21 protein-coding genes are annotated in these 21,490 nt (G+C 72.1%); 6 read left to right on the top strand and 15 right to left on the bottom strand.

The window, feature by feature from the left end:
* Position 1: 1 nt before the first annotated feature.
* Genes ACM9LD_RS05105 through ACM9LD_RS05125 form a run of 5 tightly spaced genes read right to left on the bottom strand, consistent with a single transcriptional unit; the run spans position 2 to position 4,181 of the window.
* Positions 2–625, bottom strand: a complete 624-nt coding sequence (locus ACM9LD_RS05105; RefSeq protein WP_415675677.1) for a nucleoside/nucleotide kinase family protein — start codon at positions 623–625, stop codon at positions 2–4.
* A complete protein-coding gene (locus tag ACM9LD_RS05110; protein ID WP_415675678.1) occupies positions 607–1,440 on the bottom strand; it encodes a PfkB family carbohydrate kinase in 834 nt (277 codons plus the stop codon). The genes ACM9LD_RS05105 and ACM9LD_RS05110 overlap by 19 nt, the downstream gene beginning before the upstream one ends.
* Positions 1,430–2,224: an ATP-binding cassette domain-containing protein gene (locus ACM9LD_RS05115; RefSeq protein ID WP_415675679.1), complete on the bottom strand. Its 795-nt coding sequence runs from the start codon at positions 2,222–2,224 to the stop codon at positions 1,430–1,432. The genes ACM9LD_RS05110 and ACM9LD_RS05115 overlap by 11 nt, the downstream gene beginning before the upstream one ends.
* Positions 2,221–3,210, bottom strand: coding sequence for an ABC transporter permease (locus tag ACM9LD_RS05120; RefSeq protein ID WP_415675680.1), 990 nt, complete (start codon positions 3,208–3,210; stop codon positions 2,221–2,223). Before ACM9LD_RS05120 ends, ACM9LD_RS05115 begins: the two co-directional genes overlap by 4 nt.
* Complete coding sequence (locus tag ACM9LD_RS05125) at positions 3,177–4,181, bottom strand: substrate-binding domain-containing protein (protein ID WP_415675681.1); 1,005 nt, start codon at positions 4,179–4,181, stop codon at positions 3,177–3,179. The genes ACM9LD_RS05120 and ACM9LD_RS05125 overlap by 34 nt, the downstream gene beginning before the upstream one ends.
* Positions 4,182–4,314: 133 nt before the next feature.
* Here ACM9LD_RS05125 and ACM9LD_RS05130 point away from each other — a divergent pair, with 133 nt between their 5' ends.
* Both ACM9LD_RS05130 and ACM9LD_RS05135 read left to right on the top strand, forming a co-directional pair.
* Positions 4,315–5,334 (top strand): LacI family DNA-binding transcriptional regulator, encoded by a 1,020-nt coding sequence (locus ACM9LD_RS05130; RefSeq protein ID WP_415675682.1) that lies wholly within the window; start codon positions 4,315–4,317, stop codon positions 5,332–5,334.
* 115 nt (positions 5,335–5,449) lie between these two features.
* Positions 5,450–6,097 carry a heme-binding beta-barrel domain-containing protein gene (locus ACM9LD_RS05135; RefSeq protein WP_415675683.1) on the top strand — a complete coding sequence of 216 codons (648 nt, stop codon included), beginning with the start codon at positions 5,450–5,452 and terminating at the stop codon, positions 6,095–6,097.
* A gap of 207 nt (positions 6,098–6,304) precedes the next feature.
* Here the strand turns inward: ACM9LD_RS05135 and ACM9LD_RS05140 are convergent, their stop codons facing one another.
* Together ACM9LD_RS05140 and ACM9LD_RS05145 are read right to left on the bottom strand one after the other, a co-directional pair.
* Complete coding sequence (locus tag ACM9LD_RS05140; protein ID WP_415675684.1) at positions 6,305–6,991, bottom strand: DUF899 family protein; 687 nt, start codon at positions 6,989–6,991, stop codon at positions 6,305–6,307.
* 49 nt (positions 6,992–7,040) lie between these two features.
* Entirely contained in the window at positions 7,041–7,574 is a 534-nt protein-coding gene (locus ACM9LD_RS05145; RefSeq protein ID WP_415675685.1) for a pyridoxamine 5'-phosphate oxidase family protein, read from the bottom strand.
* Between the two features lie 54 nt (positions 7,575–7,628).
* On the opposite strand from ACM9LD_RS05145, the gene ACM9LD_RS05150 reads away from it, so the two are divergent.
* The gene (locus ACM9LD_RS05150) at positions 7,629–8,225 is read left to right on the top strand and encodes a TetR/AcrR family transcriptional regulator (protein ID WP_415675686.1); all 597 of its coding nucleotides are present in this window, start codon (positions 7,629–7,631) and stop codon (positions 8,223–8,225) included.
* Positions 8,226–8,283: 58 nt separating this feature from the next.
* On the opposite strand, the gene cydC is transcribed toward ACM9LD_RS05150, so the two are convergent.
* The 6 genes from cydC to ACM9LD_RS05180 form a co-directional block, all read right to left on the bottom strand.
* Positions 8,284–9,849 (bottom strand): thiol reductant ABC exporter subunit CydC, encoded by a 1,566-nt coding sequence (gene cydC, locus ACM9LD_RS05155; RefSeq protein ID WP_415675687.1) that lies wholly within the window; start codon positions 9,847–9,849, stop codon positions 8,284–8,286.
* On the bottom strand, positions 9,842–11,446 hold the full coding sequence (gene cydD / locus ACM9LD_RS05160) for a thiol reductant ABC exporter subunit CydD (RefSeq protein ID WP_415675688.1): 1,605 nt from the start codon (positions 11,444–11,446) through the stop codon (positions 9,842–9,844). Before cydD ends, cydC begins: the two co-directional genes overlap by 8 nt.
* Positions 11,439–12,473: a cytochrome d ubiquinol oxidase subunit II gene (cydB, locus tag ACM9LD_RS05165; protein WP_415675689.1), complete on the bottom strand. Its 1,035-nt coding sequence runs from the start codon at positions 12,471–12,473 to the stop codon at positions 11,439–11,441. Before cydB ends, cydD begins: the two co-directional genes overlap by 8 nt.
* A gap of 9 nt (positions 12,474–12,482) precedes the next feature.
* On the bottom strand, positions 12,483–13,988 hold the full coding sequence (locus ACM9LD_RS05170) for a cytochrome ubiquinol oxidase subunit I (RefSeq protein ID WP_415675690.1): 1,506 nt from the start codon (positions 13,986–13,988) through the stop codon (positions 12,483–12,485).
* Between the two features lie 216 nt (positions 13,989–14,204).
* The gene (locus ACM9LD_RS05175) at positions 14,205–15,587 is read right to left on the bottom strand and encodes an amino acid permease (RefSeq protein WP_415675691.1); all 1,383 of its coding nucleotides are present in this window, start codon (positions 15,585–15,587) and stop codon (positions 14,205–14,207) included.
* Between the two features lie 60 nt (positions 15,588–15,647).
* Positions 15,648–16,511 carry an aminodeoxychorismate lyase gene (locus ACM9LD_RS05180; protein WP_415675692.1) on the bottom strand — a complete coding sequence of 288 codons (864 nt, stop codon included), beginning with the start codon at positions 16,509–16,511 and terminating at the stop codon, positions 15,648–15,650.
* 80 nt (positions 16,512–16,591) lie between these two features.
* On the opposite strand from ACM9LD_RS05180, the gene ygfZ reads away from it, so the two are divergent.
* From ygfZ to ACM9LD_RS05195, 3 genes are all read left to right on the top strand, one after another.
* Positions 16,592–17,620, top strand: a complete 1,029-nt coding sequence (ygfZ, locus tag ACM9LD_RS05185; protein WP_415675693.1) for a CAF17-like 4Fe-4S cluster assembly/insertion protein YgfZ — start codon at positions 16,592–16,594, stop codon at positions 17,618–17,620.
* Positions 17,617–18,255 carry an MOSC domain-containing protein gene (locus ACM9LD_RS05190; protein ID WP_415675694.1) on the top strand — a complete coding sequence of 213 codons (639 nt, stop codon included), beginning with the start codon at positions 17,617–17,619 and terminating at the stop codon, positions 18,253–18,255. Before ygfZ ends, ACM9LD_RS05190 begins: the two co-directional genes overlap by 4 nt.
* 135 nt (positions 18,256–18,390) lie before the next feature.
* Positions 18,391–18,591: a DUF3073 domain-containing protein gene (locus tag ACM9LD_RS05195; protein WP_068533291.1), complete on the top strand. Its 201-nt coding sequence runs from the start codon at positions 18,391–18,393 to the stop codon at positions 18,589–18,591.
* A 71-nt stretch (positions 18,592–18,662) separates the two neighbouring features.
* Here ACM9LD_RS05195 and purM read toward each other — a convergent pair whose 3' ends face one another.
* Complete coding sequence (purM, locus tag ACM9LD_RS05200; protein ID WP_415675695.1) at positions 18,663–19,739, bottom strand: phosphoribosylformylglycinamidine cyclo-ligase; 1,077 nt, start codon at positions 19,737–19,739, stop codon at positions 18,663–18,665.
* Positions 19,740–19,807: 68 nt separating this feature from the next.
* Positions 19,808–21,370, bottom strand: a complete 1,563-nt coding sequence (purF, locus tag ACM9LD_RS05205; RefSeq protein ID WP_415675696.1) for an amidophosphoribosyltransferase — start codon at positions 21,368–21,370, stop codon at positions 19,808–19,810.
* Positions 21,371–21,490 lie beyond the last annotated feature (120 nt).

The following is a 21,490-nucleotide window of genomic DNA, read 5'->3' on the forward strand; positions in this document are numbered from 1 at the left end:
GCTACGCCCCGGCGACGATGCGGTCCGCGCGCCGCGCCGTGCCCTCGATGAGCCGGGCGTTGGCCTCGTCGGTGCCGTCGGCGCGAGCGCGTGCCTCCTCGGGGCCGCGGCCGAACCGCATGTGCCGCTCGATGAGTCGCTGACGACGCAAGGCGGGGTCGATGCGCAGGAACCACACCTCGTCGAGCGCGGCACGGGCGCGGGGCCACGCGCCGGACTCGGCGAGCAGGTAATTGCCCTCGGTGACCACGAGCGGGACGTCCGGCGCCACCTCGATGGCGCCGCCGATCGAGGCCTCGAGTGCGCGGTCGAACCGCGGGGCGTAGACGGTGCCGTCGGCCGCGCGCAGGCGGTGCAGCAGCTCGGCGAAGCCCGCGTCGTCGAAGGTGTCGATCGCGCCCTTGCGCTCCCAACTGTCGTGCCGGCGCAGGACGGCGTCGTCGAGGTGGAAACCGTCCATGGGGACCAGCACCGCGTTGTCGCCGAGCGCGGCCACCAGCTGCTCGGCGAACGTCGACTTGCCGGACGCGGGCGCCCCGGCGATGCCGAGCAGAGCGCGGCCCGGTCGGGCGATCAGTTCCCGTGCGCGAGCGAGCAGCTCGTCCGTCACAGCGTCGCCAGCCACGCCCTCACCCCCGGGTATCGGCACTTCGCGGAGGCGTGAACCGCCGCGAAGCGCAGTGCGTCGGCGACCGCCTCGCCCCGCGCGATCGCGAAGGCGTACGCGCCGTGCAGCACGTCGCCCGCCCCGAGCGTATCGACCACCGGCACCGCGGGGACGTCGACGGTGCCCTCGGCCCCGTGGTCGCGGTAGTGGATCGGCCCGGCACCGTCGGTCACGGCGAGGACCGGCGGCGTCGGAACATCCTCGGGCAGGACGAAGTCCGCGGAACAGACGGCGTGCCCGGCGAGCGGGAGCAGATCAGCGTAGACGGGGCGCCAGCGCCCGGCGTCGAGGATCGTCGTGACGCCCCCGGCTACGGCGCTGCGCATCGCGGACCGCGCGGCGGCGGGGCCGTGCCCGTCGAGCAGCACCACGTCGAAACCCCGCGCGTGGAGGGGAGGCACGGCATCGGGGTAGCCGGAACCGTCGAAGGAGACCACCTGCCGGTCGCCCGACGAGGCGTGGACCGCGACCGACGAGACGGGCGGCGCGAAACCCGGTGGGGCGAGGTCGAGGAGCTCGACCCCGCACGCGGCGAGGTCCTCGCGCACGAGACGGCCGAGGGCGGTGTCGCCGACCGGCGCAGCGAGCACGGCGCGCCCGCCGAGGGCGGCGAAGACCGCCGCGGCGTTCAGGGCGGGGCCGCCGCCGGAGACGTCCTGCCGGACCGCGGTGACCTTCCCGTTGCGGGGCGGCGATTCGTCGACGCGGGAGATCACGTCGACGGTGGCGAGCCCCACGAAGAGGCCGCGCGGAAGGCCGCCGCTAGGGGCCACCCGCCGCCTCCTCGTCGGTCGGCGCCAGCGCACCCGTCATCAGCGCCACCACCTCGGACATGCTGCGCTGCTTCGGATCCACGACGGCGGCGCGACGGCCGAGCCGGTGCACGTGAATGCGGTCGGCCACCTCGAAGACGTGCGGCATGTCGTGACTGATGAGGATCACCGGCGTGCCCCGGTCCCGGATCTGCCGGATGAGGTCGATGACCTGGCCGGATTCGCGGACGCCGAGGGCGGCGGTGGGCTCGTCCATGATGATCACCTTCTTGCCGAAGGCGGCGGCGCGCACCACCGCGACGCCCTGCCGCTGCCCACCGGAGAGGGTCTCCACCGCCTGCGTCGGCGACGTGATGCCGATCTTCAGGTCCGCGAGGTACTCGGCCGCGGCGTCGCGCATGGCCCGCCGGTCGAGCTGCCGGAAGACCGAGCCGAGGACGCCGGGCCTGCGGATCTCCCTCCCCAGGTAGACGTTGGCGGCGATGTCGAGGGCGGGGATCACCGCGAGGTCCTGGTACACGGTCTCGATGCCCGCGTTGCGGGCGTCCAGGGTGCTGCGGAAGTGGACCGGCTCACCGTCGAGCAGGATCTCGCCCTCGCTCGGGACGAGCGCCCCGGAGAGGGCCTTGATGAGGCTGGACTTGCCGGCGCCGTTGTCGCCGATCACCGCGAGCACCTCGCCCGCCCGCAGCTCGAAGTCCGCGCCGGCGATGGCCCGGACCTGTCCGTAGTTCTTCACCAGGCCGCGGGCCTGGAGCACCGGCGTGCGGTCGGCGGTGGTCACTGCAGCCTCCTGCGGGAGATCTGGTCCAGCGTGACGGCGGCGATGACGAGGACGCCTGTCGCGATGTTCTGGTACAGGTTGTCGATCCCCACCAGCGTGAGCCCGTTGCGCAGCACGCCGACGATGAGCGCGCCGACCAGCGTGCCGAGCACCGAGCCGCGGCCGCCGAACAGGCTGGTGCCGCCGATCACGACCGCCGTGATGGTGTCGAGATTGGCCGTCTGGAAGGCGTTCGGGTCCGCCGTGGGAATGCGGCCGAGCGCCGCCCACGCCGCGATCGCGGCGATGAGTCCGGACACCAGGTAGACGCCGAAGACCGTCTTGGAGGTCTTGATGCCGGCGAGCGACGCGGAGACGGGGTTGCCGCCCACCGCGTAGACGTGCCGCCCCGTGGCGGTGCGGTTGAGCACGTACCAGGCGGCGGCGTACACCACGAGCAGGGCGAGCAGGCCGAGCGTGAGCGGGAAGCCCGCGACGTCGAACCCCTTGCCCAGGAAGGTGAGCGGGCCGTCGGCCACGCGGTAGGTCTGCGAGCCCGCGTACAGCTGGGTCGCCGCCGCCACGATGGTGAACATGCCGAGCGTGACGATGAACGGCGGCAGCTTGAGCAGGGTCACGAGCGCCCCGTTGACCGCGCCGATGAGGAGGCAGACGCCGAGGGCGGCCACCATCGCCAGGATCGGGTCGGTGCCCGCCACCTTCGCCAGGACGACGGTGCCGAGCACGCACGTCGCGCCGATGGACAGGTCGATGCCCGCGGTGAGGATGATGAGTGACTGGGCGACGGCGAGGATCCCGATCACCATGGACTGCTGCAGGATCAGCGAGATGTTGTAGCCCGTCGCGAACTGCGGGGTGAGGATGAAGAAGACCACGCAGGCGACGACGAGGGCGGCGAGCGGCCCTGCGAGGGGTTCCCGCAGGACGCTCGCCAGGGACGGTCGGGCCAGGCTCACGCCTGCCCCCAGCAGTTCTGCGCGCCCCACGCGGTGTCCTTCGATTCGACGCCCGCGACCGGCTTGTCCGTCACCAGCTGGGATCCCGTGTTGGTGAACCCGGTCGGCTTGGTGCCGTCCTTGGCGAAGGCGACCACGGCGTCCACACCCTGCTCGGCCATCTTCGCCGGGAACTGCAGCACGGTGGCGCCGATGACGCCCTTCTTCACGTTGTCCACGCCCGTGCAGCTGCCGTCGATCGAGCCGATCGCGAGCTGCGCCGCCTTGCCCGCCTTCTTCGCCGCCTCGTAGCCGCCGGCCGCGGCGGGCTCGTTGATCGTGTAGAGCGCGTTGGCGTCCGGGACGCGCTGCAGCAGGTTCTCCATCGCCGTCTGCGCCTTGGTCTGGTCGCCGTTCGTGGTCTCCTTGCCCGCCACCTCGGGCGCGTTCTCCGCGAGCCCGATGCCCTGCAGGAAGCCCTGGTGACGGAACTCGGAGACGGTGCTGCCCGGGGTGCCGTCGAGCATGAGCAGCTTCGCCGGCTTGCCGGCGAGCGCGCCCTTGACCCACGCACCCTGGAGGCGACCGGCCTCCTTGTTGTCGGTGGCGAAGGTGGCGTCCACGGCGCTCTCCGGGTCGGTCGCGGTGTCGAGGGCGATGACGACGACGCCCGCATCGCGGGCCTTCTTGATCGCCGCGAGGATGCCGGTGGACGAGTTCGGGGTGATGAGGATGCCCTTGACCCCCTGGCTGACCAGGTTCTCGATCGCGGCGACCTGGCCCTCGTTGTCCCCGTCGAACTTGCCGGCGAGCGCGACCAGGCTCGCACCCTTCGCGTCGGCCTGTTTCTTGGCGGCCTCGCGGATCTTCACGAAGAACGGGTTCGTATCGGTCTTGGTGATCAGGCCGACCTTCACGTCGCCCGACGAACCGCCGTCGCGGTTGCAGGCGGCCACCGAGGTGAGGCTGACCGTGAGGGCGCAGCACACCGCCGCGATGCGCAGGCTCTTCCGATTCGACATGAGGACTCCGTTCGACTGTGTTGTGGATCACATGACTGGCGAATGGTTGCGACGCTATACCCGCTGCTGAAGACCCCGCAAGGGTTTGCGCAAACGCTTGCGCGGCCGTTTCCGCGGCGGGCAGACTGGGCCGATGGGAAACATGGCCGACGTCGCCGCCGCCGCCGGCGTATCGATCAGCACCGTCTCCCACGTCATCAACGAGACGCGGCGCGTGGACCCCCGTACTCGCGATGCGGTACTCGCGGCGATCGCGGCCACGGGCTATCGGCGGAACGCCCTGGCGGCCGCGCTCGCGACGTCGCGATCCGGCGTCCTCGCGCTGAGCATCGCCGCCGGACGCAACCCCTACTTCGGCCCTCTCATGCGCGCGATCGAGTCGCGCGCGAGCGAGCTCGGCTACACGCTGATGATGGGCGACTCCCACGACGACACCGAGATCGAGCACCGTCTCGTCGGCTCGCTGCTCGACCGCCGCGTGGACGGGCTGATCATGGCGCCGTCGCCGGGATCCGAGGAGAGGACCATCCCGACCGTCCAGGCGGCGGGGACGCCCCTGGTGCTCATCGACCGGCTCTCCCCCGCCGACGTCGACCAGGTGGCGTCCGAGGGCGCCGAACCCGTCGTCCGGCTCACCGCCCACCTCGCCGAGCTCGGGCACCGGCGCATCGGCGTCCTCACCGGCCGCCCCGGCATCCAGTCCACGGAGGAGCGGATCGAGGGCTTCGTCCGCGCCATGGACGTCGCCGGGCTGCGCGCCGCGCCCCGGCACGTGCGCTGCGGCGACTCCCGCGCCGACGAGGCCCGCATCCAGACCCTGGCCATGTTCCGCGCGCGGGCGCCGCGGCCCACCGCGCTCGTCGTCCTCAACAACGAGATGACGGTGGGCGCGATGCGAGCCCTGCGCGAGCTGGACCTGCGCGTTCCCGACGACGTGGCCCTGGTCGCCTACGACGACTTCGAGTGGTCCGACCTGTTCTCCCCCGGCCTCACTGCGGCGGCCCAGGACGTCGAGGCCATCGGCCGGCGGTGCGTCGACCTGCTCGTCGAACGGATCGGGGGTTTCGACGGTCCGCGGCGGGTCGAGAGATTGCCCACAGCCTTCCACCACCGGGACTCGTGCGGTTGCGAGCGCCCACGAGCCGGGGGTTAGTATCGAGGCCATGGTCATCTTCTTCGAGATCCTCATGGCGGTGGCGTCGGTCGCGATCTTCGCGTTCGCGATCTTCGTGATGTACCGCGTCCTCACCGACGGTCAGTAAGCCGCCGTGAGCGACGAGGCCACCCCCGACGCCTCCCCCTCCGCCGGCACCGGCCAGGAGGCGCTGGACGCGGCGATCGAGCGCGCCGAGACCACGTCGTCGCGCAACATCTCGAACCTCCCCGGGCTGCCGCTCGCCGACGACACGGCGAACCTGCGGCAGGGCCCGGACCTGCACTCCGGCCTGCTCGGCCTGCTCCCCCTCGTCGGCGTGTGGCGCGGCGAGGGCGAGGGCCACGACGCCTCCGGCGACTACCACTTCGGCCAGCAGATCGTCGTCAGCCACGACGGTCAGAACTTCCTCTCCTGGGAGGCGCGGTCCTGGAAGCTGGACGACAAGGGCGAGTTCTCCGAACCCGACCTGCGCGAGGCCGGCTTCTGGCGCATCGGCGAGGACGACGAGATCGAGTTCGTCGTCACCCACGCCAGCGGCATCGTCGAGCTGTACTACGGCAAGCCCGTCTCCCAGACCGCGTGGGAGCTCGAGGCCGACGTGGTGATCCGCTCCAAGACCTCGCCGCTCGCCGGCGCCGCCAAGCGGCTGTACGGCCTCGTCGAGCAGGGTGGCGCGCTCGCCTACGTCGAGGAGCGCATCGACGCCGACGGCGAGCTCATCCCCCGCCTGAGCGCCAAGCTCAACCGCTACGCGGGATAGTCGAGAACGCAACAGGCCCCGGGTGCGTGAACATCACGCGCTCCCGGGGCCTGCCGTATTCCAGGCGGGTGGCCGCCTAGCGGTCAGCCACCTCCTTGATCCTGAAATTCACCATTTCTTGGATCACCTCCTTTCCGTTGACGTCTTCGACGCTACGCCCGCTCCGAGGCGTCGGCAACGGATTTATCCGGAGGGCGAACGCACTGTTCAGGAGGCGTTCTCGCCGTACCATTCGGCGAACTGCTTCGACGACGCCCAGCGCGAGTAGGTCGGCCCCTGCGGCCAGCCGTCGGGGGCGTCCTGCCACTCCTCCTGGCGCCCGTAGGGCAGCACGTCGAGCAGGCCGAAGGTGTAAGACACCTGTTCCGCACCGCGGCTGAAGGTCTGCCACACGTGGTAGACCTTCTCGCCGTCGCGGACGAAGGTGTTGTACGCGAAGCCACCACCGGGAGGCGCACCCACCTCGGCCCCGAAGTCGGAGCCGGCCGACGAGTACCAGGTCATCGTGTTCCCGACGCGCTTCTTGTAGGCGAGGATCTCGTCCATCGGTCCGTTGGTGATCACGACCATCCGCGCGTCCCAGTTCCCCAGGAAGTCGGTCCGGGTGTACTGCGAGGTCACGCCCGTGCACCCCGGGCACTGCCACTCGTTCCCGTCGGTCCACATGTGGTGATAGGTGATGAGCTGGCTCGCACCGTCGAAGACCTCGGCGAGGGTGACGGTGCTGCCGTCCTCGGCGGTCAGCCGGTACTCCGGCAGCTCCACGGCGGGCAGGGCGCGCCGCTGTGCGGCGATGGCGTCGAGCTCGCGGGTCGCGGCCTTCTCGCGGATGCGCAGCGCGTCGAGTTCCTTCTGCCAGGTCTCGCGGTCGACGACGGGTGGGATGGCGGTCATGACGGGTTCCTCTCTCGGGGTGGAAGTCTCGGGGCGGACGTGGCGGCGCTCAGGGCCGGAAGCGGGTCTGCGCGAAGTGCGCGCCGCGGGAGAACGACAGGATCTTGTCGGGGCGCACGCGGAAGACGGGGAGCGAGGCCGCGTCGGGGTTGGGCGCTAGCCCGTCGGCGTGGTGGCGGAAGCCGTCGTCGTCGACGTCGTAGGGCCAATCCAGCCGGTCGCGCCACATCCGCGCGAGCGTCTCGAGCACGGCGCGATCGGTACAACGCTCGGCGCGGCCCTCGACGACGACGTCGAGTCCGCTGCGGTACGCGTCGGTCCCCGTCGTGAGGACGCAGCGCGGATCGTGCACGAGGTTCCGCGCCTTCTGCTCCTCCCAGCCGGTCACGAAGTACAACGCGCCGTCGAGCCACATCGCAGGCAGGGGGCACACGTGCGGCCTCCCGTCCGCGCGGACGGTGCTGAGCCGGAACATCTCGGCACCGTCGAGCGCCGCGGCGACCTCCGCCCACGACGTGGCGAGGGCGCCGGGGCTGCTGAACTCCGGGTGCAGGACCGGCTCGGGCGTCGTGCTGGTGGTCATCGCGCCTCCTGGCATGTTCACAGCGTCCACATCTGTTATGTTCACACCGTACACTTGGCGGACGGGGGACACAAGGGCATGGCGTACCACCACGGTGACCTGGCACAGGCGCTGGTCGACGCGGGTCTCGAGGTCACGCGCGCCGGCGGACCGTCGGCGCTGACCATCCGCGAGGTCACCCGCCGCGTGGGGGTCAGCCCCAACGCCGCGTACCGCCATTTCCCCGACCGCCTCGCGCTGCTGCGGGCCGTGAGCGCCGCGATCCAGCAGCGCATGGCCGACGCGATGCCCGTGAGCCCCGGCCAAGGCCCCGTCGAGCGCCTGCGAGCCGTGGGGCTCGGCTACATCGCCTTCGCGCTGGCCGAGCCGGGCTGGTTCTCGGTGTGCTTCTTCGGCGACGAGGCGCCGGACCCGGAGTCGCTCAGCGGGATCCCGCCGTACGTCGCGCTGTCGGAGGCCCTGGACCTCCTGGTGCACGCGGACCTGCTGCGCCCCGAGGCCCGACGGTCAGCCACGTGGTCCTGTTGGTCGATGGTCCACGGCTTCGCCGAGATGGCCCTGCGCGGGCCGCTGCACCACCTACCCGGCGATCAGCAGTGGCCGCTCGCCGAGGCCGCGGTGGAGGCGGCGATCCGCGGCGTGATCGCCTGAGCGCCTCACGATGTCGAGCTGAGAGGGCGCGGACAGGTTCAGGTGCACCTCCGACCGCTCAGAACCCCACATCGTGAAGCGGGACGCCGTCGGGCGGCGCGGCGTGCCCCGCCACGACGACGGTGCGCCCGGGGAAAAGCCCGGCGGGGTCGAGGATCTCGGCCAGCAGCCGCTCCGCGTCGGCGGCGTCCAGGTGCTCGGTCGGCTCGTCCAGCAGGACGACGCCCGCGGGGCTGAGCAACGCCCGCGCCAGCAGCAGCCGGCGGCGCTGGCCCCCGGAGAGGGAGTCGGCGCCGTCCCCCAGCGGGGTCCGCACGCCGTCCGGGAGGCCGTCGATCCACTCCCCCAGCCCGACCCGGCGCAGCGCCGCGTCGATCTCGGCGTCGGTGGCGTCGCCGCGCGCCACGCGGCAGTTCTCCGCCACCGTCGTCGCGAAGACGTGGGCGGCCTCGCCGAAGAAGCCCACCGACGCGGGCAGGTCCGCGCAGGCGCGCGCGGGCGTCCCGTCGACGAGGACCTCGCCGCCGCGGTCGTCGAGACCCGCGAGGGCGAGCAGCAGGGTCGTCTTGCCCGCCCCGGAGGCGCCGCGCACCACCAGGCGGTCGCCGGGTTCGAGCGTCAGCGCGCCCAGCTCCAGCCGCGGGTGCGGGGCGACCGACACGGTACCGGCCGGCACCGAGGGCAGGGTCAGCAGTGGCGCGATCCGGCCCGCGGCATCGGCGGAGCGCACGTACTGTCGCGCCGCGTCGGGCAGCACGGAGACGGCCTCGAAGGCGCTGAGCGGCAGCAGGACGAGGATGCCGAGCGTGGTCGCGGCCGCCGAGTCGATCCGGGCGACGGCGACGAGCAGCGCGGCGACCACGGCGATGCCGACGGCGAGCGGGATCGCCGCGTCCGCCAGCGCGCCGGTGCGGGCCGCGCGGTCGACGGCGGACCGTCGGGCGTCCTCGGCGCGGGCGGCGCGGGCGCGCACCTCGTCGAGGCGCCCCGCGACGGCGAGCTCGCCCGCGTGGTCGAGCACGGCCGAGGCCGCGGCGCCGAAGGCCTCGCTGCCCGCGGCCTCCGCGGCCGCGCGGTCGCGGGTGGCGCGCGCCGTCAGCCACGGCGCAGCCCCGCCGGCCACCAGCAGGCAGGCCGCGAGCGCGATCCCGGCGCGAGGATCGAGGAACCACATCCAGCCGGTCGCCGCGACCGAGACCGTCGCCGCGACCGCGGCGGGGATCACGATGCGCACCAGCGCATCGCCGACCGCGTCGACGTCGGCGCCGGTGCGGGCGAGCAGCTCGCCGCCGGAGAGCCGCACGGACTCCGCCGGCGCGGCCCCGGCCAGCCGCAGGTACAGCGCGGCCCGCAGCTCCGTGAGCCCGCGCAGCGCGACCCGGTGCGACGCGAGCCGCTCGACGTACCGCATGAGGCCCCGGGTGATGCCGAGCCCGCGTACCGAGGTCACGGCGAGCGAGAGCGCCAGCACGGGCGGCATCGTCCACGCCTTGGTGATGAGCCACGCGGAGAGGCCCGCCAGCGCGAGGGCGCTCGCCGCCGTGAGCACGCCCGCGGCCACGGCGCCGAGGGCGGCGAGGGGACGGGTCCGCATGGCCCGCAGGCAGATCAGCAGGTCATGCACGCGCCACCTCCAGCACTTCGTCGGCGGCGGCCAGTACCTGCGGGTCGTGCGCCGCGATCACGACGGTCGCGCCGGCGTCCGCGCGGGCGCGGAGCTCGGCGAGGACGCGCGCGGCGAGCTCCTCGTCGAGGTGCGCGGTGGGCTCGTCGAAGAGCAGGACCTCGCGTCTGAGGGCGAGGGTGCGGGCCAGCGCGAGCCGCTGCCGCTGCCCGGCGGACAGCCCGGCCCCGCCGGTGCCGACGGGCCGCTCCCAGCCGCGCTCCGCGACCACCTCGTCGAGGCCCGTCGCGGCGAGCACCTCGGGCACGGAATCCGGTGCGGGGGCGCCCAGCAGCGTGAAGTTGTGTTCCAGGGTGCCGGGCTCCAGGTACGGGTGCTGCGGGCACCACGCCACGTGCGCCCACCAGTCCGGGCCCCCGGCGAGCAGCGCACCGTCGACGGTGACCTCGCCCGCGTCCGGCGCCGCGAGGCCCGCCAGGACCGTGAGCAGCGTGGACTTGCCCGCGCCGTTGGGCCCCGTGAGCACGGTGAGCCGGCCGGGGGCGAAGGCACCGTCGAAGCCCGACGGTGCCGCCCCGTCCCGCCCGTCGACGGTGACGCCGCGGGCGACGAGCACGCCCGGGCCCGCGGTGCCGCTCACCGGAGCGGGCGCGGGGGCGTCGAGCAGGGCGAAGACCCGGCCGGTGGCCTCGAGCCCCTGCTCGGCGGCGTGGAAGCCGGCGCCGACCGCGCGCAGCGGCCGGTACACCTCGGGCGCGAGGATCAGCGCGAAAACACCGGCGAACAGGGTCATCTCGCCGTAGACGAGCCGCAGGCCGATGCTCACCGCGACGAGCGCGACGCACAGGGTGGCGAGCAGCTCCAGGGCGAAGGAGGAGAGGAAGGCGATCCGCAGCGCGCCCATCGTCTCGGTCTCGTTGCGCGCGCCGAGCTCGCGGACCGTGCGCTCGGGTCCGCGCTCGCGGCCCAGGGCCCGCAGCGTGGGCAGGCCGGCGACGAGGTCGAGCAGCCGCGCGGAGAGCCGCGACATCGCCTCCAGGCGGCGCCGCGTGCGGTCGCGGGTGAGCAGGCCGATGAGCACCATGAAGATCGGCAGCAGCGGGAGGGTGCCGAGCGCGATGGCGCCGGAGACCCAGTCCGCGAGGAACATCGCGAGGATGAGGACCGGCGTCGCGATGGCGCTCAGCGCGAGGGCGGGGACGTAGCCGGTGAGGTAGGGCGGGAGGTCGTCGAGGCCGCGGGTGAGCGCGGTGCGCAGTTCCTCCCGGTCGACGGGGGACCGCCCTGGACCGACGGCGTCCAGTGCGGCGGAGCGCAGTTCGGAGACCACCCGGTCGGCGGCGCGTCGCTCGATGCGGGATCGCAGGTGGCTCACCGCGACCCGCACCGCCACGGCGGCCACCGCCAGCGCGACGGGCTGCGTCACGTCGGCGTTGCCGGTCACGAGCCGCGCCAGCGCCGTCGCGAGCGCGTAGGCCAGCGCGATCACCGCAGCGGTCTCCACGACGCCGCACGCGACCACGGTGACCATCAAGCCGCGCGAGCTGCGCGCGTACCGGAGCAGCCGCGGATCGACGGGTGCCCGGGTGTCAGGCACGGGGGCTGAGGCCGATCGACGGCGGGATCTGCGCGACGGAGATCCGCTGGCGGAAGACCCAGTAGGTCCACGCCTGGTAGATCATCACCAGCGGCAGCAGCACGACGGTGCACCAGGACATCACGACCAGCGTGTAGTGCGAGGACGCGGCGGCCTCGATCGTGATCGAGCGCGCCGGGTCGGTGGCGTTGAGCACGTTGGGGAACAGCGCGCCGAACAGCAGCACGCTCACGCCGATGACGGTCAACGACGTCGCGAGGAAGGCCGCCAGCTCCCGCCCGGCGCGGACGAGCGGCCCCGCGGCGAGCAGCCCCGCGGCGGCCAGGACCACCATCGCCCAGGTCCACGCCTTGCCGTGCTCGAGCTGCGTCCACACCGCGAAGACAGCGCCGATCGCGGCGACGGGCAGCCACATCCGCACGGCGAGGCTCCGGGCGTCCACCCGGACGTCACCGTCGGACTTGAGCGCCACGAAGATCGCGCCGTGCAGGAGGAACAGGCCGAGGGTCGCGATCCCGCCGAGCAGCCCGTAGGGATTGAGCAGGTCCCAGACCTCGCTGGTCATGCCGCCGCGCTCGTCCAGGTCGACCCCGTGCACGATGTTCGCGAAGGTCAGGCCCCACGCGAAGGCGGGGATCCAGGAACCGAGTCCGATCCCGACGTCCGCCCAGCCGCGCCACCGCGGCTCGTCGATCTTGCCGCGCCACTCGATCGCGCACACGCGGGTGATGAGACCCACCAGGATCGCGAGCAGCACGAGGTAGAAGCCGGAGAAGACCTCGGCGTACCAGACGGGGAAGGCCGCGAACATCGCCGCGCCTGCGGTGATGAGCCACACCTCGTTGCCGTCCCAGACGGGGCCGATGGTGTTGAGCAGCACGCGGCGCCGCTGCTCGGAGTCGGCGTGGGAACGCTTGCGGCCCAGGATCGGCATGAGCATGCCGACGCCGAAGTCGAAGCCCTCCAGCACGAAGTAGCCGGTGAAGAGGAAGCCGATGGCGAGGAACCAGTAGTCGGGCAGTGTCATGGCGGCCTCCTAGTACGCGAAGGAGAGGTGGTCGGACGTGGCCTTCCGGCCCGGCTCCGCGCCCTCGGGGGCGTCGGTGTCGGCGGGCGGATCATCGTCGTCGTGCGGCGGATCCAGCGGGCTGTGCAGGTTCGGGCCCTTGATCACGTACCGCCGGAGCAGGAAGAACCACAGCAGGTAGAGCGTGCCGTAGACCGCGGCGAAGGTGAGGAGGGAGAAGGCCATCATCGTCACGGAGTGGCCGGAGACGGCCTGCCCCACGGTGAGCCGGATCGTGGGGTCGCCGTTCGGGTTGGGCACCACCACCCAGGGCTGGCGTCCCATCTCCGTGAACACCCAGCCGGAGGTGTTCGCGAGGAAGGGCGTGGGCAGCGCGATGAGGCAGATCCGGCTGAACCATTTCTGGTTCGGCACGCGGCCGCGGCGGGTGACCCACAAGCCCGCCAGCGCCAGCACGCCCGAGCCGATCGACCACCCCATCATGGCGCGGAAGGCCCAGTACGAGACGAAGAGGTTGGGGCGGTAGTCGCCGGGACCGAACTTCTCGACGGCCTCGGCCTGCAGCTCGGTGACGCCCTTGAGCGTCGAGTTGGGGTCGCCGTTGGCGAGGAAGGAGGTCACGTACGGCACCTGCAGCACGTGCGTCACCGACTCGCAGTTGTTGTGCGTGCCGATGGTGAGCAGGGAGAAGCTGGCGCCGGTCTCGGTGTGGCAGAGCGATTCCGCCGAGGCCATCTTCATGGGTTGCTGCTCGAACATGAGCTTGGCCTGCGCGTCGCCGGTGATGCCCAGGCCCACGGCCGAGACGATCATGACGCCGAGGCCGAAGCGGGTGACGGGGCGCATCGACTGCGCCAGCTCGATCGCGGCGGGGTCGCCCTTGCGCATGCCCCGTACCATCCACCAGCCGCCGATCGCGGCGACGAAGGTGCCGGCGGTGAGCCACGCGCCGAAGACGGTGTGCGGGAACGCCGCGAGGGTGGTCGAGTTGGTGAGCACCTCCCAGATGCTCGTGAGCTCGGCGCGGTTCTTCTCCGGGTTGAAGGTCGCGCCCACGGGGTGCTGCATCCAGGAGTTCGCGGCGATGATGAAGAAGGCGGAGGCGTTCACGCCGAGCGCGACCATCCAGATGCAGCCCAGGTGCACGAGTTTCGGCAGCCTGGTCCAGCCGAAGATCCACAGGCCGAGGAAGGTCGACTCCATGAAGAAGGCGACGAGGCCCTCGAGCGCGAGCGGCGCGCCGAAGACGTCGCCGACGAACTTGCTGTACTCGCTCCAGGCCATGCCGAACTGGAACTCCTGGACGATGCCGGTGGCCACGCCCAGGGCGAAGTTGATGAGGAAGAGCTTGCCGAAGAAGTTCGTGGCCTTGAGCCACGCCTGCTTCCCCGTCACCAGCCAGATGGTCTGCATCGTGGCCACCATCGGCGCGAGGCCGATCGTGAGCGGCACCAGGATGAAATGCATCACCGTGGTCATGCCGAACTGCCAGCGGGCGATGTCCAACGCGGTCATGCGTACTCCCTGGGCCGAGGGGTCGGGCCGGCATCGTCGCCGACCCTTCTACTACGTTCAGTAGTAATTACTACCGATGGTAGTAGAGATCGCCTCCGATCCCAAGTGTTGAGACACAGCACACGTCGCGCACCGTGGCCAACCCGTTGTGTCCACCGTAGGCCGGGCGCGCCCCGGCCGCGGGGCGCACGGCGGATTCGCTGACGCCCTTCGCGCTCAGCCCGGGGCGACCGCGGACCGTCGATCCATGCGCTTCTGATGCGCGACGCTGGCGGCGACCACGATCACGGCGAGCGCCGTCGACAGGCCGACCGCGCTGCGCTGGTCCGGGTCGACGATCATCGCGACGATGACGAAGACGATGAAGGCGATCACCGCGTACGTCGCCCAGGGGAAGAACCACATGCGCAGCGGCGACGGGGTGCTCTCCCGGCGGCGCAGGGCGATCTGGCTCACCGCGATGACCAGGTAGACGAACAGGGCCACCGCGCCCGTCGTGGCCAGAAGATAGCCGAACAGCTTCTCGGGCAGCACGTAATTGCCGATCACCGCGAGGAAGCCGAGGATCATCGACGCCAGGACCGCGACGGCGGGGACGCCCCGCTTCGTGGTCCGGCCCGCGGCCCGGGGAGCGTCGCCGCGGCTGGCGAGCGAGTACAGCATCCGCGAGGCGGTGTAGAGCGCGCTGTTGAGGCACGACGCGACGGCCACGAGGACCACGACGTCCATGATCCCCGCGGCGGCCGGGATGTTCATCGCCTGCAGGACCGCCTGGTACGACCCCGTCGCCGAGTCGAGGGTGTTCCACGGGACGAGCGCCACCACCACGAAGATCGAGCCGATGTAGAACAGGCAGATCCGCCAGACCACCGAGTTCACGGCCTTGGTGATGCCCTTGGCCGGCTCGGGCGATTCGGCGGCGGCGATCGTCACGATCTCCGAGCCCATGAACGTGAACATGGTGGTGAGCATCGCCGCGATCACCGCCCCGGCCCCGTTCGGCATGAACCCGCCCGTGTCCCAGAGGTGGCTCACGCCGGAGACCCCCGAACCCGGCAGCAGCCCGAAGATCGCGAGCGCACCCAGCACCAGGAAGGCCGCGATCGCGAGCACCTTGATCAGCGCGAACCAGAACTCGAACTCGCCGTAGTTCCCGACGGAGAACAGGTTCGTCACGGTGAGGAGCACCACCACCAACAGGGCCCACGACCACTGCGGGCCGCCGACCGTCTTCGACAGGATCACCGCGGCGGCGGTCGCCTCGACGGGGATCACCAGCACCCAGAACAGCCAGTACAGCCATCCGATGCTGCAGCCCGCCCAGCGGCCCAGCGCCCGCTCGGCGTAGGTCGAGAAGGAGCCCGTGTCCGGGTGCGCCGTCGCCATCTCGCCGAGCATCCGCATCACCAGGATCACCAACAGCCCGGCGAGGCTGTAGGAGATCAGCACCGCCGGCCCCGCGAGCTTGATCGCGTTCGCCGAGCCGACGAACAGGCCCGCGCCGATGACGCCGGCGATCGAGATCATCGTGATGTGCCGGGGTTTGAGACTGGTGCCGAGTTGATCTCCCTCGGTGCCGGTGTCCTCGCGCGTACTCATCCCGCGACGCTATGCCCGTCGCGGCGCCGCCGCAGGCCGTGCCCGGATTGTCCGGAAACGCTACGGGGTGTTCGCGATTCCCGCCTCGATGAGGGAGCGGACCGTCGCGTCCATGGGCGCGTCGGGCAGGGCGCGGCCATCCAGCGTGTGCACCCGCGCGCACAGCGTGATCGACGAGACCAGCCACACCCCGTCGTTCATGACCAGGTCCACGGGGAAGAGCGGCTCGACGGCGGTGGCGACGCCCTTGTCCTCCGCCGCGTCGAAGAGGGCGCGCGCAGTGGTGCCGGGCAGGATGCCCTGTTCCGCGGGCGGGGTGACGAGGGTGCGGCCGCGGGCGATCACGACGGTGGCGCGGGGCGCCTCGAGGACGCGGCCCTCGCTGGAGGTGAAGATCACGTCGTCGGCGCCCTGCTCCTCCGCGTACCGCGCGGCGGCCATGTTCACGGCGTAGGAGAGGGTCTTGGCGCCGAGCAGGAGCCACGGCGCGTCGGTGCCGAGCCCCGTCGAATAGCCCCGGCTCAGCGTGATGGCCGAGATCCCCTCGGTCCGCGCGCGACGCGCCCGGTCGGGCAGCGGCGAGACCGAGACGTACGCGGTGGGCGTGCCGGGCGCGGACTCGCGGCCGCGCGTGTAGACGAGCCGCAGCGCGCCCTCGGCGCTCCCCGCCTCCTCGCCGTAAAGCATCGCGGCGCGCTGCATCGCGGCCCACCAGGCGCCGTCGTTGGGCGCGGGGAGGCCGAGTGCGGCGGCCGAACGGCCCAGCCGGTCGAGGTGGGCGCGGCCCTTGAGCGGGGCGCCGTCGCGGACCAGGACGGTCTCGAAGCAGCCGTCGCCGCGGACCGCGCCGAGGTCGTCGGCATAGAGGAGAGGCGCGTCGGGAGCGCGCACGGAACCGTCCAGGGTGACCACCACGGATGCCATGGCGGCAACAGTATTCGACGCCCCGAAGCGCCGCGCGGCCAGCGGGGTAGGCTTGAGGAGTGTCGACTGAAGAACATTCCATGTCCGGCATCATGAACCCCGAGGACACGCCGGACACCGGTGTGACCTGGCATTTCGGGGATCCGTTCGGGGAGCAGCGCGCGGCCGAGCGCGGCGCCGCGGTGATCGACCGCTCGCACCGCCGTGTGATCACCCTGACCGGGTCCGAGCGCCTTTCCTGGCTGCACTCGATCACCAGCCAGCACCTCACGCACCTGCCGGATCGCACCGCGACGCAGAACCTCAACCTGGACGGCAGCGGTCGCGTGCTCGACCACTTCCACCTCATCGACGTCGACGGCACGACCTACCTCGACACCGAACCCGCAGCGCTCGCGCCGAAGGAGGCCCCGCTCAGCCCGGACCTCGCGACGTACCTGCAGCGCATGGTCTTCCGGTCCGACGTGCAGGTGCAGGCGCGGGACGACCTCGCGGTGCTCACCGTGATCGGGCCCGAGGCCGAGACCGTCGCCGCGCAGGTGGAGGGCGTGCGGCGGACCGAGCCCGGCGAGGTGAACCTCATCGTCCCGCGCGAGCGGCTGGGCGCGGACTTCGCCGCCCTCGTCGCCGCCGGGGCGCGCCCGGCCGGCACCTGGGCCTACGAGGCCCGACGGGTCGCCGCCGCCCGCGCCCGGCAGGGCGTCGACACCGACGAGAAGACCATCCCGCACGAGGTGGACTGGATCGGCACCGCCGTGCACCTCGACAAGGGCTGCTACCGCGGGCAGGAGACCGTCGCCCGGGTGCACAACCTGGGCCGGCCCCCGCGCCGCCTCGTGCTGCTGCACCTCGACGGTTCCGCCGACGCCCGGCCCGCGACGGGCGACCCCGTGACGCTGGACGGACGCACCGTCGGGCGGCTCGGCACCGTCGTCGAGCACGCCGACTACGGGCCCATCGCCCTCGCGCTGATCAAGCGCTCGATCCCCGACGACGCGAAGCTCGACGCCGGCGGCGCCGCCGCCGCGATCGACACCGACGTCACGCCCTCCGCGGACGCCGGCGAACAGGCCGGGCGGTCCGCCGTCGACCGTCTGCGCGGCCGGTGACGCCCACCAGGGTCGTCGCGGTCTGCGTGGTCGCCGAGGAGCGGCGGCTCGACCCGCGCAAGCCCGAGCAGCGCACGGCCATCGACAAACGCCCCGTCGAGGACGCCGTCGACGTGGGCCCGCTGGGCCCGGTCACCGACCACGTCTGCGACACCCGCCACCACGGCGGCGAGGAGCAGGCCGTGTACGCCTACTCCGAGCACGAGGCGCGGCGCTGGGCGCAGGAGCTCGGCCGCGACCTGCCGCCCGGCTGGTTCGGGGAGAACCTGCGCCTGGACGGCGACACCACCGACCTCGTGGTCGGCACCCGGCTGCGGATCGGCGCCGCGCTGGAGCTCGAGGTGACGATCCCCCGCACCCCGTGCCGCACCTTCGCGCTGTGGTCCGGCGAGGACGACTGGCTGGCGCGATTCCTCGCCCGCGGCGACTCCGGAGCCTACTTCCGCGTGGTCACGCCCGGGCCCGTGGCGGCGGGCGACCCGATCGTCGTCGCGGCGGTCCCGGCGCACGGAGCGACCGTGCGGGACCTGTTCCGCGCGACGCGGCCGGACCGGCTGCGGGCCCTCCTGCGGGCCGGTGACCTGCCCCCGAAGGTCGAACGGGACGCCACGAAGGCCCTCAAACGCGCCGACTGACACCCAGGCGGCAGCACCATCGGCGCGAGCACGCTAAACTGGACGGCAGGAAGAATTACTACACGGAGAAAGGGGCCGCCACCCACCGGTTGATCCGGTAGCTGGCCGCCCCTTCATTGCGCAAGGGGGTCCCCCATGGGCCGCGGCCGGGCAAAGGCGAAGCAGACCAAGGTTGCACGGGAGCTGAAGTACAGCACCCCGAGTACTGACCTGAAGAGGCTGCAGGACGAGCTGGCGGGTGGCGTGACCGACGAGGCCGACGTACTCGCCACACACCCCGAGTGGAGCGACATCGCGGGCGATCCGTACCGCGAGGACGAGTGGCGCCGCGCCTGACGCGGTTCGCACCTTCCGAAACACCACGCCGATAGGCACCGTGACCCCCGGTCACGGTGCCTACGGCGTTCCTAGAACTTCGGGTGCGAGCCGCTCAGTACGGCCCGCTCGCCCGCACCGTCGGACTTCTTGATCGTCCCCAGGACCCAGCTGTCGATGTGGCGTGCGGTGAGCACGGCCAGCGCGCGGTCGACGTCCTCGGGCGCGACGATCGCGACCATGCCGACGCCCATGTTGAAGGTCTTCTCCATCTCGACCTGCTCCACCCGGCCGCGCTGGGCGATGAGCGCGAAGACGGCGGACGGGCTCCACGTGTTGCGGTCCAGCTCGGCGACGAGCCCCTCGGGGATCACGCGGCCGAGGTTCGCGGCGAGCCCGCCTCCGGTGACGTGGCAGAAGGTGCGCACCTGCGTCTCCTGCGCGAGGCGCAGGCAGTCGAGGGCGTAGATCGCCGTGGGCTCGAGCAGCTCCTCGCCGAGCGTGCGGCCGAACTCCTCGACGTAGCCGCCGAGGTCCATGTGGCCCCAGTCGAGCAGCACCTTGCGGGCCAGGCTGTAGCCGTTGCTGTGCAGGCCGGAGCTCTTCATGGCGATCACGACGTCGCCCGCGCGCACGTTGTCGGGGCCGAGCACCTCGTCGGCCTCGACGACGCCGACGCCGGTCGCGGAGAGGTCGTACTCGCCCTCGGCCATGAGGCCGGGGTGCTCGGCGGTCTCGCCGCCCAGCAGCGCGCAGCCCGCGCGGACACAGCCCTCGGCGATGCCGCCGACCAGCTCGGCGACGGTCTCGGGGACCACCTTGCCGACGGCGATGTAGTCCTGCAGGAAGAGCGGCTCGGCGCCGGTCACGACGAGGTCGTCGACCACCATGGCGACGAGGTCGATGCCGACGGTGTCGTGCTTGCCCAGAGCCTGGGCCACCGCGATCTTGGTGCCGACGCCGTCGGTCGACGCGGCGAGCACGGGCTCGCGGTACTTCTTGAGCGCGAACAGGCCGGCGAAACCGCCGAGACCGCCGAGGACCTCGGGGCGGGTCGCGCGCTTGGCGTGCGGCTTGAAGAGCTCGACGGCCCGGTCACCGGCCTCGATGTCGACTCCTGCAGCGGCGTACGAGGCACCCTGCGGCGGGTGGGTGTTGGAATCCGTCACGGATTCATAGGCTACCGGACCGGGAGCCCACGGGCGCCCGGCGGAGTCGAGGACCCGCCGGGACGCGCTCAGGGGCGGCGCAGCGCCGAGGCGTTGTCGTTGTCGGCCTGCAGCGGGTCGCCCTGCGAGCCCGCCTTGAGCATGTTCTCCAGGACCGCCTTGCCCATCGAGGTCGACTCGGGCAGCGGGATCGGGTAGACCCCGTCGAAGCAGGCGCGGCACATGGACTCGCCCGCGTGCTCGGTGGCGGCCGTCATCTCGTCGAGGGAGATGTAGCCCAGCGAGTCGGCGCCGATCGCGGCCCTGACCGACTCGACCATGGCCTCCATGGAATCGGCGCCGCCGCCGTTGGCGATGAGCTCGGCCGGGGAGGCGAAATCGATGCCGTAGAAGCACGGCCACTTCACCGGCGACGAGGCGATGCGCACGTGGATCTCGGCGGCGCCGGCCTCGCGGAGCATCCGGATCAGCGCGCGCTGGGTGTTGCCGCGGACGATCGAGTCGTCGACCACGACGAGCCGCTTGCCGCGGATCACCTCGCGCAGCGGGTTGAGCTTGAGCCGGATGCCCAGCTGGCGGATGGTCTGCGAGGGCTGGATGAACGTGCGGCCCACATAGGCGTTCTTCATCAGGCCCTGCCCGTAGGGGATGCCGGACGCCTGCGCGTAGCCGACGGCCGCGGGCGTGCCGGACTCGGGCACCGGGATCACCAGGTCGCCGTCGGCGGGGTGCTCACGGGCCAGGCGACGGCCGATGTCGACGCGGGTCGAGTGCACGGACCGGCCGTGGATCACCGAGTCGGGGCGGGCGAGGTAGACGTACTCGAAGATGCAGGTCTTCGGGGTGGCCTCGGCGAACCGGGTGGAGCGCACGCCGTCCTCGTCGATGGCGAGCAGCTCGCCCGGCTCGATGTCGCGCACGAAGGACGCGCCGACGATGTCGAAGGCCGCCGTCTCGGACGCGACGACCCAGCCGCGGTCCAGGCGGCCCAGGCTCAGCGGGCGCACGCCGTGCGGGTCGCGCGCGGCGTACAGCGTGTGCTCGTCCATGAAGGTCAGGCAGAACGCGCCCTTCACGGTGGGCAGCAGCTCCATGGCCGCCTGCTCCAGCGTGCGGTCGGCGGCGGCGTGCGCGAGCAGCGCCGTGAGGATGTCGGAGTCGGACGTGGCGGCCTTGCTCGGGCGCCCGCCGGCGACGCCGAGCTCGACGGCGCGCTCCGCGAGCTCCGCGGTGTTCACCAGGTTGCCGTTGTGACCGAGCGCCACGCCGTTGCCCGCGCTGGTGGTGCGGAAGATGGGCTGGCTGTTCTCCCAGGTGGTGGAGCCGGTGGTCGAGTAGCGGCAGTGGCCGATCGCGACGTGGCCGGGCATCGAGCTCAGCGTCTGCTCGTCGAAGACCTGGCTCACCAGCCCGAGGTCCTTGAAGACCAGTACCTGCTGGCCGTCACCGACCGCGATGCCGGCGGCCTCCTGGCCGCGGTGCTGCAGGGCGTAGAGGCCGTAGTAGGAGAGCTTCGCCACGTCCTCCCCTGTGGCCCAGACGCCGAAGACGCCGCACTCCTCCCGGGGCTCCTGCTCCTCACCGTCATCGAGCGGGGCGTTGTTGACGACGCTGAGCGGAAGCTGCTGCACGGCTGACTCCTGGGGCTGGGGGCGTGGCCTGATCCGATTGTAGGACCGATCCGCCAGCGGAAACGAATCGCCGAGTAGGTTTCTTCCCGGAGACAGGGGGTTCGCGTGGCGAAGACGATC

The sequence above is a fragment of the Tsukamurella hominis genome (assembly GCF_965137015.1).
In the GTDB taxonomy this organism is placed as follows: Bacteria; Actinomycetota; Actinomycetes; order Mycobacteriales; family Mycobacteriaceae; genus Tsukamurella; species Tsukamurella hominis.

Coding starts and splice junctions, on each gene's coding strand:
- ACM9LD_RS05145 (WP_415675685.1), bottom strand. CDS start 7,574: ATGACCACCAGCACGACGCCCGAGCCGGTCCTGCACCCGGAGTTCAGC.
- ACM9LD_RS05180 (WP_415675692.1), bottom strand. CDS start 16,511: ATGGCATCCGTGGTGGTCACCCTGGACGGTTCCGTGCGCGCTCCCGAC.
- ygfZ (WP_415675693.1), top strand. CDS start 16,592: ATGTCCGGCATCATGAACCCCGAGGACACGCCGGACACCGGTGTGACC.
- ACM9LD_RS05125 (WP_415675681.1), bottom strand. CDS start 4,181: ATGTCGAATCGGAAGAGCCTGCGCATCGCGGCGGTGTGCTGCGCCCTC.
- ACM9LD_RS05195 (WP_068533291.1), top strand. CDS start 18,391: ATGGGCCGCGGCCGGGCAAAGGCGAAGCAGACCAAGGTTGCACGGGAG.
- ACM9LD_RS05170 (WP_415675690.1), bottom strand. CDS start 13,988: ATGACCGCGTTGGACATCGCCCGCTGGCAGTTCGGCATGACCACGGTG.
- ACM9LD_RS05130 (WP_415675682.1), top strand. CDS start 4,315: ATGGGAAACATGGCCGACGTCGCCGCCGCCGCCGGCGTATCGATCAGC.
- ACM9LD_RS05140 (WP_415675684.1), bottom strand. CDS start 6,991: ATGACCGCCATCCCACCCGTCGTCGACCGCGAGACCTGGCAGAAGGAA.
- cydB (WP_415675689.1), bottom strand. CDS start 12,473: ATGACACTGCCCGACTACTGGTTCCTCGCCATCGGCTTCCTCTTCACC.
- ACM9LD_RS05175 (WP_415675691.1), bottom strand. CDS start 15,587: ATGAGTACGCGCGAGGACACCGGCACCGAGGGAGATCAACTCGGCACC.